This window comes from Pontibacter brevis, assembly GCF_054779655.1.
The window spans coordinates 1-17,280 of record NZ_BAAGXV010000057.1 but is presented as its reverse complement, the minus strand read 5'-3'; the positions used below and the strand labels follow the sequence as shown (position 1 = coordinate 17,280).

The window sequence follows — 17,280 nt, the reverse complement described above, 5'->3', positions numbered from 1 at the left end:
CGCCGCATCGCCACCCGATACGACAAGACTGCCTCTAGCTTTCTGGCATTCCTGCACCTGGCTGCAGCCATGACACTGCTGCTATAATTGTCAACGCAGCCTAGTAAAAGCCGCCTTTCCGTTGAAATTTAGTCACTATGTAACATGAACATAAAGATGTGTTACATGAAATTTTGTTTACGTAACATGGTTTGAAGCGCGTGTAACATGAATGCGAGCACTCTTTCGCTTAAGAGGCTATATTTGTTTGCATGGGAGTGCATCGTAGCTTTTCAGTCTTACAGAAGTTGTAGGGGGCCGTGCTCGTAACGGGATTTTTGTTCATGATAAACGGGGTTTTTGTTCATGATAAATTTAATGAGATAATGAAGCTTACACTTGTCGTTCTGAACGTATTGCTGTTTGCTTCACTTTCCTGGGCACAGCACCCGGAAAAAAGCGCCCCGGTAGGATTTGACCAGTTACAGAAAAACATTCCGCGTGGGCAAATTGATACGGTGGAGTATCACTCAAAAACAGAGGGCACAAAGCGCAAGGCATTGGTTTACACGCCTCCGGGATTCACGGGAAAGGAGAAATACCCGGTCCTATACCTTTTACATGGAATTGGCGGTGATGAATATGAATGGTTAAGGAACGGTCAGCCCCAGGTAATCCTGGACAACCTTTATGCACAAGGTAAATTAGAATCTATGGTGGTGGTACTTCCGAATGGCCGGGCCATGAAAGATGATCGGGCGGTGGGGAATGTCTTCGATAGCGTCAGGGTACAGGCTTTTGCCACGTTTGAGAGAGATTTGCTTGATGGCCTCCTCCCTTTCATTGAAAAGAATTGTCCCGTTTACAAAGACCGCAAGCGCCGGGCGATAGCAGGCTTGTCCATGGGAGGTGGGCAGTCCCTCAATTTTGGCTTGGGAAATCTGGATAAATTTGCCTGGGTCGGAGGGTTCTCGTCTGCACCGAACACGAAAGCACCGGAAATATTAGTTTCTGATCCGAAGAAGGCAAAAGAGAAATTAAAGTTGCTTTGGATCTCCTGTGGGGAGAATGATAATCTCATGAGCTTCAGTAGGCGCACCCACGATTACCTGGACAAGCATACTGTTCCTCATGTTTTTTATATAGAACTTGGCGGACATGACTTTGAGGTATGGAAAAATGACCTGTACCTGTTCTCTCAGCTCTTGTTTAAGATAGGAAATGTATACAGGACCTTCTAAATCAGCGGAAGGACGTTAAACAGGGTCCGCTAAGCTGAACAGCCTTTGCACCAGGCCAATAGTAGGCCCATGAGAGGGCGCTGCAGGTTCGTCCTGGTAAAAGTGCTGTTTGTCCTAAGCGGGATCATTCAGGTTGCACAATAATAACGTTTATATGGGTTCGAAAGAGATAAAGAGGTTGTTTCAGCTTTTCGTTTGTTTATGTACGGTAGTTCCATGCCTGGCACAGGCACAAAACGGCAAAGTCAAAAGTCCTGATGGACAACTCCAGGTTGAGGTGTTCCTGCAAAGTGGGCAGCCTTTCTATCGTGTGATGTACAAAGGTGAGGCAGTTATGGAGGATTCCCCTTTAGGGCTGGTCACCAACCTTGTTGATTACTCCAAAGAACTGACTTGGGCAGGCACAGCGCAGGAAACGATTGAGGAAACATATCGGCAGGATAAGATAAAGCAATCCGAAATCCATTACCAAGCCAATAAACTGGTTTGTACTTTGAAAAACAAAGACGGCAAACCGCTGAAGGTTGAGTTTAGAGTCAGCAACAATGACATAGCCTTTCGATACGACGTCCCGGCATCCGGAGACCCCCTGGCGCTTGTTGTGGAAAGGGAGATTACAGGGTTCAATTTACCGCAGGGTGCGAAGGGATTTCTGTCACCGCAGTCGAAGAGCATGGTTGGTTTTGCACGGACAAAGCCAAGCTATGAAGAAGGATACCAGGTAGAGCAGGATATGGCAGCCCAATCAGCAAACGGGGAGGGCTATACCTTTCCATGCCTCTTTCAGATTGGCGAAATATGGACGCTGATTTCTGAGACCGGTGTGCGGGGGCTTTACTGCGGTTCTCATTTAAGTGATCCGACGCCTGATGGAACCTATACCATTGCTTTTCCTGACGAAACGGAGAACAACGGATTCGGAAGTACTGGCGCCGCCATTGGCTTGCCAGCCACAACTCCCTGGCGCACCATTACCGTTGGCCAGGGTCTGAAGCCCATTGTAGCAACAACCATTCCTTACGATGTGGTAGAACCCTTGTACGAGCCTTCTATAGACTACGCGTACGGCAAAGGAACGTGGAGCTGGATTATGTGGCAGGACCAGAGCATGAACTATGAGGACCAGGTGAAGTATGTCGATCTGGCGGCGCAGTTAGGATATGAGTTTATCTTGATAGATGCGCTGTGGGACCAGCGCATTGGCTATGAGCGCATGGAAACTTTGATTGACTATGCCCGCTCCAAAGATGTCGGTGTTTTCCTCTGGTACAACTCCAACGGTGCAGTTAATGATGCCCCCCAGACTCCTATCAATAAAATGAACACGGCCATTGCCCGGAAAAAGGAAATGCAGTGGATGCAGAAAAATGGTGTAAAGGGAGTCAAAGTGGATTTCTTCGGAGGCGATAAGCAGGAGACCATGCGTTTGTATGAGGATATCTTATCGGATGCCAATGATTACGGCTTGATGGTGGTTTTTCATGGGACAACTCTGCCGCGCGGATGGGAGCGCATGTTTCCTAACTATGTCGGAAGTGAGGCTGTTCTGGCATCTGAGAACCTGATGTTCAGCCAGCGAGCCAATGATATGGAGGCATTGCATGCCACCCTGCATCTTTTTATCAGAAATGCCGTGGGCAGCATGGAATTTGGTGGTGTGGTATTAAACAAGCGGTACAGCCGGACCAATGACGGAGGAAATTACAGGAAAACAACCGACGTGTTTCAGTTGGCGACTGCAGTCCTTTTTCAGAACCCGGTACAGTTTTTTGCCCTGACACCCAATAACCTGAACGACGCACCGGATTTCGCAATTGATTTTATGAAGCAGGTACCTACTACATGGGATGAGACCATGTTCATCGACGGGTACCCTGGTAAGTATTGTGTCCTGGCCAAACAGCACGGAGATAAATGGTATGTAGCCGGGGTTAATGCCCTATCAGAGCCTGTGAAGGTGAAGTTAAGTGTGCCGATGCTTTCCGGGAAAGAGATAAAGCTTTACGGTGATCAGCAAGACGGAACCAGTTACATGAAACGGGTGAAGGTAAACAGAAAAGGAGAACTAAAAATCAACATTCAGCCGCAGTGTGGAGTGGTTTTAGAACAATAGCTATACCTGGAGAGCTTAAATTCCGGAATTTATTATAGCGATTCAGCAACTATCATAAAAGGAGACAACGTGAGTTATGGGATTTTCTGAAGTTCCATACAGCGTGTCGCTATTTGAAACTTAAACCTATCTGAACATGAAATTAAAAGTCAGGCTTTCCCTTCTTACCGTTTTTTTTCTGATGAGCACGGCCGCTTTTTCGCAGGACAAGAATTTCTACGTGTTCCTGTGCTTCGGGCAATCTAATATGGAAGGGCATGCCAAATTTGAGCCGCAGGACACAACAGGGGTGGATAAGCGGTTTAGGGTTCTGGAAGCAGTAGATTGCCCCAACCTGGGAAGAGAGAAGGGGGAGTGGTATACCGCTGTTCCGCCTTTAACCAGGTGCAATACTGGCCTGACGCCCGCAGATTATTTTGGCAGAACGTTGCTAGCCAACCTCCCAGACAGTATTAAAGTTGGTGTGATAAACGTTTCTGTTGGAGGCTGCAAAATAGAACTGTTTGAGAAAGACGGTTACAAATCCTATGTTGCTACGGCTCCCGATTGGATGACGGCTGCCCTGGAGCCCTATGATAAAAACCCTTACGGCCGCCTGGTGGAAATGGCAAAACTGGCGCAGCAGGACGGTGTCATCAAGGGAATCCTGCTGCATCAGGGGGAATCAAACACAGGAGATACGGAGTGGCCCGTAAAGGTTAAAGGGGTGTATGATAACCTGGTGAAGGACCTGGGACTCAACCCTGCTGCAGTTCCTTTGTTAGCGGGGGAAATGGTAAGCAAGGAACAGGGAGGTGCCTGCGCCAGTATGAACGCCATCATCGCGAAGCTGCCCGAAACAATTCCCAACGCACATGTGATTTCTTCAGAAGGCTGTCCTGCCGTGTCTGATCGCCTGCACTTCAGTGCGGAGGGCTACAGAATGCTGGGCAGGCGCTACGGAGAGAAGATGCTGTCACTGATGGGGTATGGCCATGCTCAGCCTAAGTAAATAGTTTATATAAGGTTTTATCAACAAGCTAACGCAAATGAAAAGGAACATTTGTCTAACTGCCATGGCGGCCTTTGCGCTCATCGGTGCGGCTTTCACATCAGGATGCTCTTCGTCTAAGCCGGTGGAAGAGGTGGTGCAGGATCCGGACGGAACCTTTATTGAACTGATAGGACCTATGGAATAAGTGGCCATTCAAAACCATCATACCCATCCCGTTCTGAAACCAGAGGATGATAACTCTTTACTGTCGTTTTACCTGATAGGAAGCATATAATGCCCATGATAAAAAAGCTCTTAAGATTAGTTTTTCTTACCCTTGTTTCCCTGTTCATAGCATTGCCTTCGCGAGGGCAAGGGGCACAAAACCCCATCATTCATGCCGATGTCCCTGACGTTGCCATGATTCGGGTAGGGGACACGTACTATATGAGCAGTACCACCATGCACATGAGCCCGGGCTTGCCCATCATGAAGTCGAATGACCTGGTTAACTGGGTGCTGGTGAATTATGCGTACGATACGCTGGCAGACGTGGACGCGCTGAACCTGAACAAGGATGAAAGTGCCTACGGGAAAGGCTCCTGGGCCAGCAGCCTGCGTTTTCATAACAATACCTACTATGTGACGACTTTCGCCCAGACTACCGGGAAAACCTACATTTATTCGACAAAGGATATCGAGAACGGCCCCTGGAAAGTCCAGTCCTTCGAGCCTTCCCTTCATGACCATACTTTATTTTTCGATGATGATGGCCGCGCTTACATGATCTGGGGCGGCGGACAGTTAAAAATGGTAGAGTTGCAGGAGGATTTGTCAGGGATAAAGCCAGGTACGGAAAGGGTGCTGATAGAAAATGCAACGGAACCCGCCGGCCCCGATGTAGGCCTGCCTGCCGAAGGGTCCCAGCTTTTTAAGGTGAATGGGAGGTACTACCTGTTTAACATCGCCTGGCCCAAAGGCGGAATGCGCACGGTTATCGTTCACCGGGCGGATAGGCTAACAGGCCCGTACGAAGGCAGGGTCGTCCTTCAGGATAAAGGGGTGGCGCAGGGAGGACTGATTGATACACCCCATGGCGATTGGTACGCTTACCTGTTCCGCGATTATGGTGCGGTAGGCCGTATCCCATACCTCGTTCCGGTAAAATGGGAGGATGGCTGGCCCGTCATCGGTATAGATGGCAAGGTGCCCGATAAACTAAATCTCCCCGCCAGCAAAGGCCTGATACCAGCTATTGTGGCATCCGATGAGTTTACGCGCAAAAAAGGAGAGCCTGTATTACCCTTAGTTTGGCAGTGGAACCACAATCCTGTGGATGCGCTTTGGTCAGTTAAAGAGCGGAAAGGCCATCTGAGGTTGAAAACCGGGCGGGTAGACAAGGACTTTCTGCAGGCAAGAAATACGCTGACCCAACGGACCATCGGGCCTGAAAGTGCTGGTTCAACAGCTATCGATTTATCGAACATACGGGAGGGTGATTTTGCAGGTCTTGCCCTTTTGCAGCAACGGTACGGCCTGGTTGGGGTCAGATATGAGCGTGGTGCTAAGTCCATTGTTATGGTCAATGCCGAATCAGGCAGCCCGGTGGTAGTGGAAAGTGTGCCGATCAAACAGAAAAAAGTATACCTGAAAGCTGAAGGAGACTTCCATGATCGCAGGGATGTGGCCACTTTCTATTATAGCCTGGATGGCAAAACCTGGAAGAAAATAGGTTCCCAGCTGAAGATGGCCTACACCCTACCACACTTTATGGGGTATCGTTTCGGGCTGTTCAATTATGCCACCAAAACACCCGGCGGCTATGTGGACTTTGACTATTTCCACATCGATGACCGGATTACCAACACAAGTAAAGCGCAGGCAGCAGAGTAGAAGCACGTCGGATGAGGATGCGGAGTGCAATTTCCAATAAGGAGGGAGAAGGAGATTTATTTACCTTTTCCCGCTCCTCTGAGACCTGAGTAATGTCAAACCTGAACTAATAAATCAACAGTTAAAATTAAAGATGAATAGAATGAAATTTAGATTTACCCCATTCGTAAACAGGCGGGTTGTTCTACTGTGTGTTTTCATGACTTTGTTTTCTTTTATGGGATTAGAGGGAAATAGCCAGACAAAGGTGAAGATGGCAAAGAATGCTCCCATATTTTCCAATTTTGTGTATGAAGGAAAAGACCAGGTATATCAAAACCATCCTTTGAAGGCGGGTGAGTTTTACAATCCCATTCTGCAAGGCGCTTATCCCGACCCGGCCATTACCCGCAAAGGCGAAGATTACTATATGGTGCACTCCTCGTTTGCCATGTTTCCCGGAGTGCCGATTTTTCATTCAAAAGATTTGGTCAACTGGACGCAGATTGGGCATGTATTGGATCGTACTTCGCAGCTCAATGTGTACGATACAGGAATAAGCGCTGGGGTATATGCACCGGATATTGAGTATAATCCGAACAATGACACCTTCTACATGATCACAACAGCATTTGCTGGAGGGCTGGGAAATATTGTCGTAAAAACGAAAGACCCCTTACAAGGCTGGAGCGAACCAAACAAACTACAATTTGAAGGAATAGACCCCTCTCTTTTCTTTGATGACAACGGGAGAGCTTATGTGGTGCATAACGATGCCCCGGATAAAGGAACTGAACTTTATGAAGGGCACCGGGTGATAAAGGTTTGGGAGTATGACCTTGAAAAGGACCAGGTAATTCCCGGCACCGACAAAATTGTTGTGAATGGCGGGGTTGATATTAATAAAAAACCTATCTGGATTGAGGCCCCTCATATCTACAAAAAAGACGGGCGTTATTATCTGATGTGTGCTGAAGGCGGTACGGGTGGAAACCACAGCGAAGTTGTTTTTGTAAGCGATAATCCGAAAGGTCCTTATACACCTGCACCAAACAATCCCATCCTATCACAAAGACACCTTAATCCAAACAGGGCAAACAAGGTGGACTGGGCCGGACATGCCGATTTAGTGGAAGGGCCTGATGGCAAACATTATGGCGTGTTCCTGGCTATCCGGCCAAACGAAAAGGGCAGAGTCAACATTGGGCGTGAGACTTTTATTCTGCCTGTTGATTGGTCTGGTGAGTTTCCTGTTTTCGTAAATGGGCTTGTGCCTATAGAACCAAAGCTGAAAACGCCTGAAGGGGTAGAAAACAAAACAGGAAAAGAAGGTTTCTTCCCCAACGGCAACTTTACCTTCAAGGATAATTTTGCTTCTGACAAGCTGGATTACCGGTGGATTGGTTTAAGAGGCCCCCGTGAAGCGTTTGTTTCTTCTACAAAGAAAGGGTTGAAAATAAATCCGTTCCCGGTAAATATCAAGGAGGTTAAACCTACCTCAACGCTCTTTCACCGGCAACAGCACAACAGCTTCTCCTATACCACAACGCTTGATTACAGGCCGGCATCAGAAAAGGATTTAGCCGGTATCGTGGCTTTGCAGAGCGAAAGCTTCAACTACGTTTTTGGTGTTACCAAAAAAGACAAGGACGACTATATCGTGTTGCAAAGAACAGAAAAGGGGCAATCTAAAATTATCGCCAGCAGCAAAATAGATGTCAGAAAGCCTATTCAGCTACAGGTGAAGGCAGATGGAGATAACTACCAGTTTAGCTATTCAGCGAATGGAACCGAGTTTGTGAATGTGGGTGGCACTGTTTCAGGTGATATCCTTTCAACCAATGTGGCGGGAGGTTTTACAGGTACTTTGCTTGGTTTATACGCCACTTCTGCAAACGATGCTTCTCCCCGGTAAAAGGAAAATTTTATTTCCGGAAGCTGCTTTATTTATTGACAGGCACAGGGAAATTAGTAGGGGGTAGCTAATATAAAAGCAATAGAATAATCGGCTTAAACAGAAAAGACTGTGAGAAAATACTTTAGTTGGAAGCCACGATGTTGATGGAAATTAGAGATGCCTTCGGGAAAACAATTCATACGATTGAGCATAGAGAAGAAACTGACGTAGTGGAAGCCGTCTGGTATAGCGCAGCCTCTCAGCAGGATCTCAAGCAGGCGCTATCATTTGGGCTCGTGGTGCACGAGCAGGTGCACTGCTCCTGCAGGCTGGAGGACATAACCAGGTTCTCAGGCCCCTGGGTAGATTCTGAAGCCTGGCTAGAGGAAGTCTGGCTGCCTCGCGCCTGTCGCGCTGGCGTACAATATGTAGCCTGCGTGGCTAACCCTAGTTCTGTTGGTGAAGCAGCAGGGGCGGTACATCCTCCTGAGAGCACAGGCTCTCCCATAGAACTGCGCTTTTTCAAGGACAGGGAGAATGCCCTGAACTGGCTCAGGACCAAAACGAATGAAGGCATGTAAAGGATGTTTGTCTTTGGCAATTTCTGCGTTACACAGAATATATGTAATCCATGGACAGCCTTGATTTTTCAGCATCACTATACCGCTGAACAGTACAATTACCTGGATATCGGCTACGTACATCTGGAGCGGGCAATGTAAATGATAGGCTTTAACATCAGGATATATGAAAACATTAGTATGTACTACACCAGGAACATTAACGTATGGTGCAGCAGCAAAGCCAGAGCTAACCAAAGGCCACGCGATCATTAAAATCAGGCGTATTGGCATCTGCGGTACTGACCTCCATGCTTTTGAGGGAACGCAGCCATACTTTAAGTATCCGCGCATACTGGGGCATGAACTCGCCGGAGAGTTAGTTGATTTTGACGGTGCACCAGGCTTCAAGAGAGGAGAGGCGGTCACTTTTATTCCTTATTTTAACTGCGGCGTCTGTATTGCCTGTCGCTCCGGTAAACCTAACTGCTGCACAAAAATGCAAGTGTGCGGGGTGCATGTTGATGGCGGCATGGTAGAATATATTACGGTATCCTCCAGTTCTCTTATGCACGGAGGCAGTTTATCTTATGACGCTTTAGCACTGGTGGAGCCTTTAGCCATAGGAGCACATGCTGTCAGAAGGGCCGGAATACAGCCCGGCGAACATGTGTTAGTCGTAGGTGCCGGCCCTATTGGCCTGGGGATCATGGAACTGGCACGAATTGCTGGAGCTACAGTTATGGCGATGGATATAAATAATGCACGGCTTGCTTTCTGTAAAGAAAAATTAGCACTCCCTTATATTATCAATGCCACAGGTCATGATGTAATGGAGCAGTTGTCTGAAATTACGAATGGTGACATGCCCACCGTCGTTATTGATGCAACAGGAAGCCAACAAGCTATTCACAGCTCTTTTCAGTATATGGCACATGGCGCCCGGTATGTACTGGTAGGCTTACAGAAGGGAGAGGTCTGCTTTAGCCATCCTGAGTTTCACAAGCGTGAGGCTACGCTAATGAGCAGCCGCAACGCCACGCGCGAAGACTTCGAGAAGGTAATATCGTCTATGGAAAATGGATTGATTGACCCGAAGGCATACATCACGCATCGGGTATCATTTGACCAGGTACAGCATGATTTTAACTCCTGGCTCAAACCTGAGACTGGAGTCATAAAGGCGATGGTTGAGTTGGATTGATATATACTCAAGAACCCTGGATAAACTCATTCAAGCATCCTCGTGATAAGTAGCGCTTACTGGAGGTCAGGAAGCTGTAAGTAGCATATGATTAGAAATCTTTAAGCCATAAACAAGGATGATAAAATCACAAAGAAAGATGATGAGAGGATTCTTCTGTTGTTTGCTATTCAGTCTGACATTCCTGGTTAGCGCATTTGCGCAACAAGATGCTCCCCTGAGGCTGTGGTACACCCAGCCTGCACAGAAGTGGGTGGAGGCCCTACCGGTAGGAAACGGGCGCCTAGGCGCCATGGTGTTTGGGGACCCCGCTAAGGAAGTGATTCAGCTGAATGAGAACACAGTCTGGGCCGGGCAGCCCAATCGCAATGACAACCCTCAGGCAAGGGAAGCCCTACCTGAAGTCCGGAGACTGATTTTTGAGGGGAAGTATAAGGAAGCCCAGCAACTGGCAAACCAGAAGTTCATCAGCAAAACATCGCACGGGATGCCCTACGAGACCGCAGGCAACCTGAAGCTCTCGTTTGCCGGCCATGAAAACTACACAAACTACCACAGGGAGCTGGATATTGAGAATGCGGTGGCAACCTCCAGTTACCGTGTCAACGGGGTGAACTACAAAACAGAGGTGTTTTCCTCTTTTCCGGACCAAGTCATCGTCTTTCGTATGTCGGCGGATAAACCCGGTGCTATAAGCTTCTCCGCTACGATGGACAGACCTGCAAATGCCGGGGTCTCTACCAGGGGACGTGACGAACTCGTGCTATCAGGAAAAACAGGAAGTCATGAGGGGGTGGAAGGAAAGGTGCAATTCCAGGCCAAGGCCAGAGTCCAGAATACGGGGGGAACAGTCAAAGCCACGGAGACTGGTTTGCATGTGGAGCAGGCGGACGAAGTCACCATTTACATCTCCATCGCATCTAATTTCAACAACTACAAAGATATTAGTGGTGATGCGGCAGCGCGGGCAGATGCTTACCTGCAAAAGGCGCTGAGTAAAAATGTGGAGGCGATTTATCGAGACCACGTAGCTGACTACAGGAGATATTTTGATCGGGTAAGCCTCGACTTAGGCGAAACGGATGCCGTAAAACTGCCCACTGACCATAGGGTAGCGCAGTTTAATAAGGGGAATGATCCGAATTTAGTAGCCCTTTATTTTCAGTTTGGCAGGTATCTGTTAATCTCTTCTTCAAGGCCCGGTGGGCAGCCGGCGAACCTGCAGGGGATCTGGAACGACCAGCTCACCCCGCCCTGGGACAGTAAATACACAGTGAACATCAACACGGAGATGAATTATTGGCCATCTGAGATAACCAACCTGACGGAGCTGCACGAGCCGCTGATACAGATGGTCCGGGAGCTTTCCCAGTCCGGTCGCCAAACCGCGAGAGACATGTATGGGGCTCAGGGTTGGATGTTGCACCACAACACGGACATCTGGCGCATCAATGGGGCAGTGGACGGTGCCTTCTGGGGCATGTGGCCAATGGGCGGGGCATGGCTTTCGCAGCACCTGCTCGACAAGTACGAGTTCTCCGGTGACAGGGAGTACCTTGCGTCCGTTTACCCCATCCTAAAAGAGGCTTCGTGGTTTTACTTGGATTTCCTGGTGGAGGAGCCGGAGCACCAGTGGCTGATTGTTGCCCCTTCCGTATCGCCTGAAAACGCCCCCTCTGCCCACCCTGGTTCGTCTGTGTCGGCTGGTACCACTATGGACAACCAGCTGGTTTTCGACCTGTTTACCAGGACTATCAAAGCGGCGGAAATTCTTAAAACAGATGAGGCATTGGTAGCTGAAATGAAGGAAAGCCTTCAGAGGCTGCCGCCTATGCAGATTGGCAAGTGGGGGCAGCTCCAGGAGTGGATGCAGGACTGGGATAACCCAGAGGACAGGCACCGGCATGTGTCGCACTTGTACGGACTTTACCCCTCAAACCAGATATCCCCCTATCGTCATCCGCAGCTGTTTGATGCAGCCAGAACATCCCTGGTTGCCCGGGGCGACGAGTCCACGGGTTGGTCAATGGGCTGGAAGGTAAACCTATGGGCAAGGCTGCTGGATGGTAATCGTGCCTATAAACTTATAAAGGACCAGCTAACACCTGCCGGTCGTGAAGCCTCTGGAGAGGGGGGCGGCACTTACCCAAACCTCTTTGATGCGCATCCCCCTTTTCAGATAGACGGGAATTTTGGCTGTGCGGCGGGTGTTGCCGAGATGCTCCTGCAAAGCCACGATGGAGCCGTGCACCTTTTACCGGCTTTACCTGACGCCTGGGCCAAGGGCAGCATCAGCGGTCTCAGGGCCAGGGGAGGATTTGGGGTGGACATAAAATGGGAAGATAACAAACCAGGTGAAGTGACCATACGGTCTGCCCTGGGAGGGAATTGCAGAATACGGTCTTACTACCCGCTCTCTGGCAAAGGGCTGAAAAAGGCGAAGGGAGCGAATCAGAACCCTTTTTACCAGGTAGCCGACATAAAAGAGCCGCTGGTTTCCCCTGGTGCAGACTTAAAAAGTGTGCAAGCCAGGAAAGTCTACGAGTATGACCTTAAAACCAAGCCGGGAGGTGTTTATGTTGTCGATCTGGCAAAATAAATGAACACATGAGTTTGTGGCCCGTCTAGGTGCGATTGCACCTCGCCTCCTGTTTTCAAGGGTGACAACAGAGCAGCGGATGCTGAAAGCAGAGGCAGCCTGATGAAAGCGGCTTTAAATCTGCTTCCGCACCCCGAAATTGAGTGGAAGTAAACTAAATCTATGAGTACATAAAATCAAAAATCAGCTTTTCATTTCTTACCATATTGTTTTTAGTGAACTTTTAAATTTTAGAGGATGGGCAAAAAAATAGGCGGGTCAGCGCGTAAGCAATGAGAGGCCAAACTAAATGCTTATGCAATCTCAGTACAAGAGACTCACTGTCTTGGAATACCTCATAAATCAGGCAGTTTTTAATTCCACGTCAACAGAGAATAATTTCTCCGACTGTGCATGCTTCAGAGGCTGATCCACAGGGAAAGATAAGACTTAGTTTTTCCTTAAAATGAGGATGGTGTGTGCTGCCTGAGTTGCACCATCTGTTATCGGGAAGTAAAATAAGGAGACACAGGAGAGTCACAATGTAATGGCTTAAAAATACGTTTATGATGGCCCTGATGTAACATGGTCAAAAATACCTGTAACATGAAAAGTGTTCTGTAAGGGTTCAGTTGTATATATTTGATTGCTGAGAGCGAGATGGTTTTTAGAGCTTTTCGCTGGTGGTATCTGATTATGAAATATACTTCAAAGGGATGATGAACTGATACTTTTAAAATGGCAATGAAATGTATGCTGATGGCACAGGCGTGAATTCTGCGTGTGTACCATTATCCACCACACGATAACCGCTTTTTGTTTTGCATGGCAGTCTGGTAACTGACCTCGCAGTATTGGAAATGCAGGCACGTCAGCCGATGTGATGGTCCTGAGTTTCTGCTGAGAGCGGCAATGATACTATTTCCTGTTCATGGGATTTCTTTCCGGAGAGTCCTTTTACCTACTTAAACAACTACTCAACAGATGAAAAAAATATTTATTAGTGGTGTTCTACTTCTTTGCAGCCTGATAAGCTATGGGCAAACCTCCATCATTATGGATGCGAAGGGCTCCGATCAACAGATTAGCCGCCACATTTACGGCCATTTTGCCGAGCACCTGGGGCGTAGCATCTACGGCGGCTTTTATGTAGGAGAAGACAACACAAAAATCCCGCACGTCAATGGAGTACGTAAAGATGTTATTGCCGCTCTCAAAAACCTAAACATCCCCAACCTGCGCTGGCCCGGGGGGTGTTTTGCCGATACCTATCATTGGAAAGACGGCATTGGTCCTAAAAATCAGCGGCCTACCATCGTAAATACCTGGTGGGGTGGGGTTACCGAAAACAATAGCTTTGGCACACACGACTTCCTGAACTTATGCGAAATACTAGAGACTGAGCCCTACCTGGCCGGAAATGTTGGGAGCGGAAATGTGCAGGAAATGATGGACTGGGTGCAGTACACCAACTTTGAGGGCATTAGCCCCATGTCGAAACTACGGCAGGAGAATGGTCGTGCCGAGCCCTGGCAGGTTAAGTACTGGGGCATTGGCAATGAACCCTGGGGCTGTGGCGGCAATATGACGGCCGAGTACTATGCCGATCTTTATAAGCAGTACGCCACCTACCTGGGCAGGGGCTACCTGAAGGAAGGCATCTACCGCATTGCATCGGGTCCTGCCGGAGACGACTATAACTGGACAGAGGTACTGATGAAAAAGATACCCCTTTCACTCATGGAAGGTATTGCCCTGCACCATTATGCCGTAACCGACTGGGACGCCAAAGGCCCATCCACCACTTTCGACGAAAAGCAGTATTTCGGCACCATGAAACAGGCGCTGTTGATGAACGAGTTGGTGGAGAAGCACAGTGCCATTATGGATAAGTACGACCCACAGAAAAAAATAGGCTTGGTGGTGGACGAATGGGGCGGCTGGTACGAAGTGGAGCCTGGTACCAATCCCGGTTATTTATATCAGCAAAACACCATGCGCGATGCCATGATCGCCGGTGCTACGCTTAACATCTTCAACAACCACAGCGACAGGGTTCGCATGGCCAACTTGGCCCAAACCATTAATGTGCTGCAGGCAGTGATTCTTACCGATGAGGAAAAAATGCTGCTTACCCCAACCTATCATGTAATGGAAATGTACAAGGTGCATCAGGACGCCACCCTGCTGCCACTACAGGTAAAATCAGCAGATTACCAGCTCGGCAATGATAGATTGCAGGCAGTTTGGGCATCAGCATCCCGCAACAAGCAGGGGCTCACCCACATCAGCTTGGTGAATGTGCACGCCAGCAAGGCGCAGGAAATTAGCATCGACATTAAAGGGGCCAGTTATAAAAAGTTAAGCGGTAGAATCTTAAGGTCCAAAAAGCTGCAGGACCACAACACCTTCGAAAACCCCAGCCTGATCACCCCACAAGCTTTTAAAGATGCCAAATTAAAGGGTAATACCCTTACCTTAAAAGTGCCGCCCTTTTCGGTGGTAGTACTGGCATTAGAGTAATAGCTAAGACGTGTATCCTTAAACGGCACTATCCTGTTTTGCAAAGATTGGGAACGGTACGCTGTTACCGGTGTATCGATGGACCGAGTAACTTCCTAAAGCGTAGGCTGCTCCCTCCGCCGTCGGGAAGCATCTGGTCTTTTGCATGGGTGTGTTTTCTATGCCCAGCCAGCCTGCTCGTTGATCCGAATTCCTTTTACCTCGGCATGTTGCCCCTGCTGGGGAACGGCTTCTGGAAAGGGGTAAAAGCAAAACGCAGGCCTACGTGGCTGTGCAGCGCAAGCTGCTGATTCTCAATATTGCCGATGTGCAAAGTCAACATTGAGAAACCACAAGTGCTAGTTGTTGCTAACCACCTGAAGACTGATATAAAGATCACAAGTTGCTGAATGGAGAGTTAGATGTAAAGCATTTCGACGATGACATATGTGTTGGATTTGTAGACTGCCGGGATGATGGGCAGACTCCTTTGTTCACATATCAGAAATTGACACAGAGCCGTCCATAATGCTGGTACTACTGATCTCAAACTAGAGAGGGTGACCAGCGAAGAGGGTGCAGTGGCCAGGCTCAATCGGATACAGCAATTGTCTGTCAGATCCTTAGAGCCAGAAAAGGGGCAATCCAGGTAAAGTCTTGTCTTAAATCATTGCTTTTTAATATTGAAAGGAATGCTAAATATTTAAAATGCCATAAAATATATACAGTTTATTTAAACTTTCACCTATCAATTATCACTCCATGACTAATAAACATATAAATTTAGCTAAGCCGTTTATTGTGGGCACCTTACTTATTTATGCTGCATCAGCAATGGCGCAGGACGGTACAATTTATCCACTCAAAGCCCCTGCAGAGCCAAATGCCATTCCGCTCGGCACGGGTGGTGTCGATAACCAGCCAGCCCGCGAGACTTGGTTCCGCCAGTGGGGCGACCCTATGGCGCGGAACATCTCCACTGCGACCCTCACCCCCTTCCTGCCTGAACCGGGCAAGGCGAATGGCACGGCCGTGATCGTGGCACCCGGCGGCGGATTCAGGTGGCTTTCGATGGGCAATGAGGGCTGGGAAGTCGCACAGGCACTTGCCGACAAGGGAATTACTGCCTTTGTGCTCAAGTACCGGCTCCACCCGACTCCGGAATCGCTCGACGACTTTACGGCATGGATGAATCGACCCCGCTCGGCCCCAGCCGCGTCTTCCAACACTTCGCCAACTGCAACACCGCCGAGTCCGCCGCAGCAGGACCTGTCTAACCAGCTCGAGGACGCCGAGGCCGCCTACGCCCTGATCCTTAAGCGGGCCAAGGAGTGGGGTGTCGATACGGACAGAATAGGCATGATCGGCTTCTCGGCCGGCGCCGGCCTCACGATGCACGCAACACTAAACTCCAAGACCATGAAGTTGGCCTTCATCGGTCCAATCTATGGCGGTATGGGCCCAGTGGAGGTGCCGAAGAACGCTCCGCCAATGTTTAATGTCATCGCCACCGATGATTTCCTCTTCCGTGGTCAGTTCGGAGTGATTGACTCTTGGTACAAAGCGGGCGTACCTGTCGAGTTCCACCTCTACCAGAACGGCGGCCACGGTTTCGGCCTCGGCAATCCCGACCGAACCAGTAATCGCTGGTTCGATGCCTTCATGCACTGGCTGGACGTTAACGACTTCCTCACGGCCAAGGCCGGGAAATGATCAGATGGGAAGGCTTTATCTAGCTCAATTGATCATCGTGACAAAGAATAAGAGGCTGCTCTAAAAGGGCAGCTTCCTTGCCTTACATAATTCAATGTCAGGAGCGAACCTTTCTGGTTCTGGTATATGATAAAAAGAGCAGGAGGCTCTTGAAGTTGCAACAGTTTACTGGAGGCTTTTTGTTAGGCAGCCATTTTCTTTTCTAACGTAAACTCGGGAATTAAATAATCTAAGAACAATGCTTTGCTAAAACATAAGGCTAAGGATTTATGTGAAACATTGCTTCATGTTTCACATAAATCCTTAGCCTTATGCACTTTATCATAGATACTGCCAAGGTATTAGAAGTGTTTTGTCTCATAGACGATTTTTGTAAGGAAGTCAAGGAATGCTTCTCTTCCCATCCCTTGCCATTAAAATAATATTTTAATGGTGGCTTGGAGAAAGATCAAGGTGCAGAGAAAAATTGGCCACTGCACAAAAGTGACGGTTTGCATAAGTGGAAAATTTGTAACCTCTACTATTTTTTTCTTTTTCTATAATGTGACCTCCCCCCGCAAAACCGGACCGTTGTAAATTAGAGAAAACGGGCAATAATCGTATAGAACCAAAAGCGAATTGCCATGAAAAAATCAAAGTTCACAGAGG

General features: G+C 48.5%; 11 protein-coding genes and 1 pseudogene. All 12 read left to right on the top strand.

Features of this window, described 5'->3' with window-relative positions; all coding sequences use genetic code 11:
* Positions 1 to 365: 365 nt before the first annotated feature.
* Entirely contained in the window at positions 366 to 1,220 is an 855-nt protein-coding gene (locus ACYVB1_RS13480; RefSeq protein WP_460924298.1) for an alpha/beta hydrolase, read from the top strand.
* A gap of 154 nt (positions 1,221 to 1,374) precedes the next feature.
* Complete coding sequence (locus tag ACYVB1_RS13475) at positions 1,375 to 3,333, top strand: glycoside hydrolase family 97 protein (protein WP_460924297.1); 1,959 nt, start codon at positions 1,375 to 1,377, stop codon at positions 3,331 to 3,333.
* 136 nt (positions 3,334 to 3,469) lie between these two features.
* Positions 3,470 to 4,324: a sialate O-acetylesterase gene (locus ACYVB1_RS13470; RefSeq protein WP_460924296.1), complete on the top strand. Its 855-nt coding sequence runs from the start codon at positions 3,470 to 3,472 to the stop codon at positions 4,322 to 4,324.
* A gap of 37 nt (positions 4,325 to 4,361) precedes the next feature.
* On the top strand, positions 4,362 to 4,511 hold the full coding sequence (locus tag ACYVB1_RS13465) for a hypothetical protein (RefSeq protein ID WP_460924295.1): 150 nt from the start codon (positions 4,362 to 4,364) through the stop codon (positions 4,509 to 4,511).
* A 95-nt stretch (positions 4,512 to 4,606) separates the two neighbouring features.
* A complete protein-coding gene (locus tag ACYVB1_RS13460) occupies positions 4,607 to 6,199 on the top strand; it encodes a glycoside hydrolase family 43 protein (RefSeq protein WP_460924294.1) in 1,593 nt (530 codons plus the stop codon).
* Between the two features lie 142 nt (positions 6,200 to 6,341).
* A complete protein-coding gene (locus tag ACYVB1_RS13455) occupies positions 6,342 to 8,093 on the top strand; it encodes a glycoside hydrolase family 43 protein (protein ID WP_460924293.1) in 1,752 nt (583 codons plus the stop codon).
* A gap of 146 nt (positions 8,094 to 8,239) precedes the next feature.
* Entirely contained in the window at positions 8,240 to 8,656 is a 417-nt protein-coding gene (locus ACYVB1_RS13450) for a hypothetical protein (protein ID WP_460924292.1), read from the top strand.
* Positions 8,657 to 8,822: 166 nt separating this feature from the next.
* On the top strand, positions 8,823 to 9,839 hold the full coding sequence (locus tag ACYVB1_RS13445) for a zinc-binding alcohol dehydrogenase family protein (protein ID WP_460924291.1): 1,017 nt from the start codon (positions 8,823 to 8,825) through the stop codon (positions 9,837 to 9,839).
* Positions 9,840 to 9,957: 118 nt separating this feature from the next.
* Complete coding sequence (locus ACYVB1_RS13440; protein ID WP_460924290.1) at positions 9,958 to 12,438, top strand: glycoside hydrolase family 95 protein; 2,481 nt, start codon at positions 9,958 to 9,960, stop codon at positions 12,436 to 12,438.
* A 963-nt stretch (positions 12,439 to 13,401) separates the two neighbouring features.
* Positions 13,402 to 14,940, top strand: a complete 1,539-nt coding sequence (locus ACYVB1_RS13435; RefSeq protein WP_460924289.1) for an alpha-N-arabinofuranosidase — start codon at positions 13,402 to 13,404, stop codon at positions 14,938 to 14,940.
* An 813-nt stretch (positions 14,941 to 15,753) separates the two neighbouring features.
* Positions 15,754 to 16,632 carry an alpha/beta hydrolase gene (locus ACYVB1_RS13430; RefSeq protein WP_460924288.1) on the top strand — a complete coding sequence of 293 codons (879 nt, stop codon included), beginning with the start codon at positions 15,754 to 15,756 and terminating at the stop codon, positions 16,630 to 16,632.
* A 311-nt stretch (positions 16,633 to 16,943) separates the two neighbouring features.
* Positions 16,944 to 17,045: pseudogene (locus ACYVB1_RS13425) on the top strand (IS982 family transposase); the annotation flags it as partial.
* Positions 17,046 to 17,280: the final 235 nt, after the last annotated feature.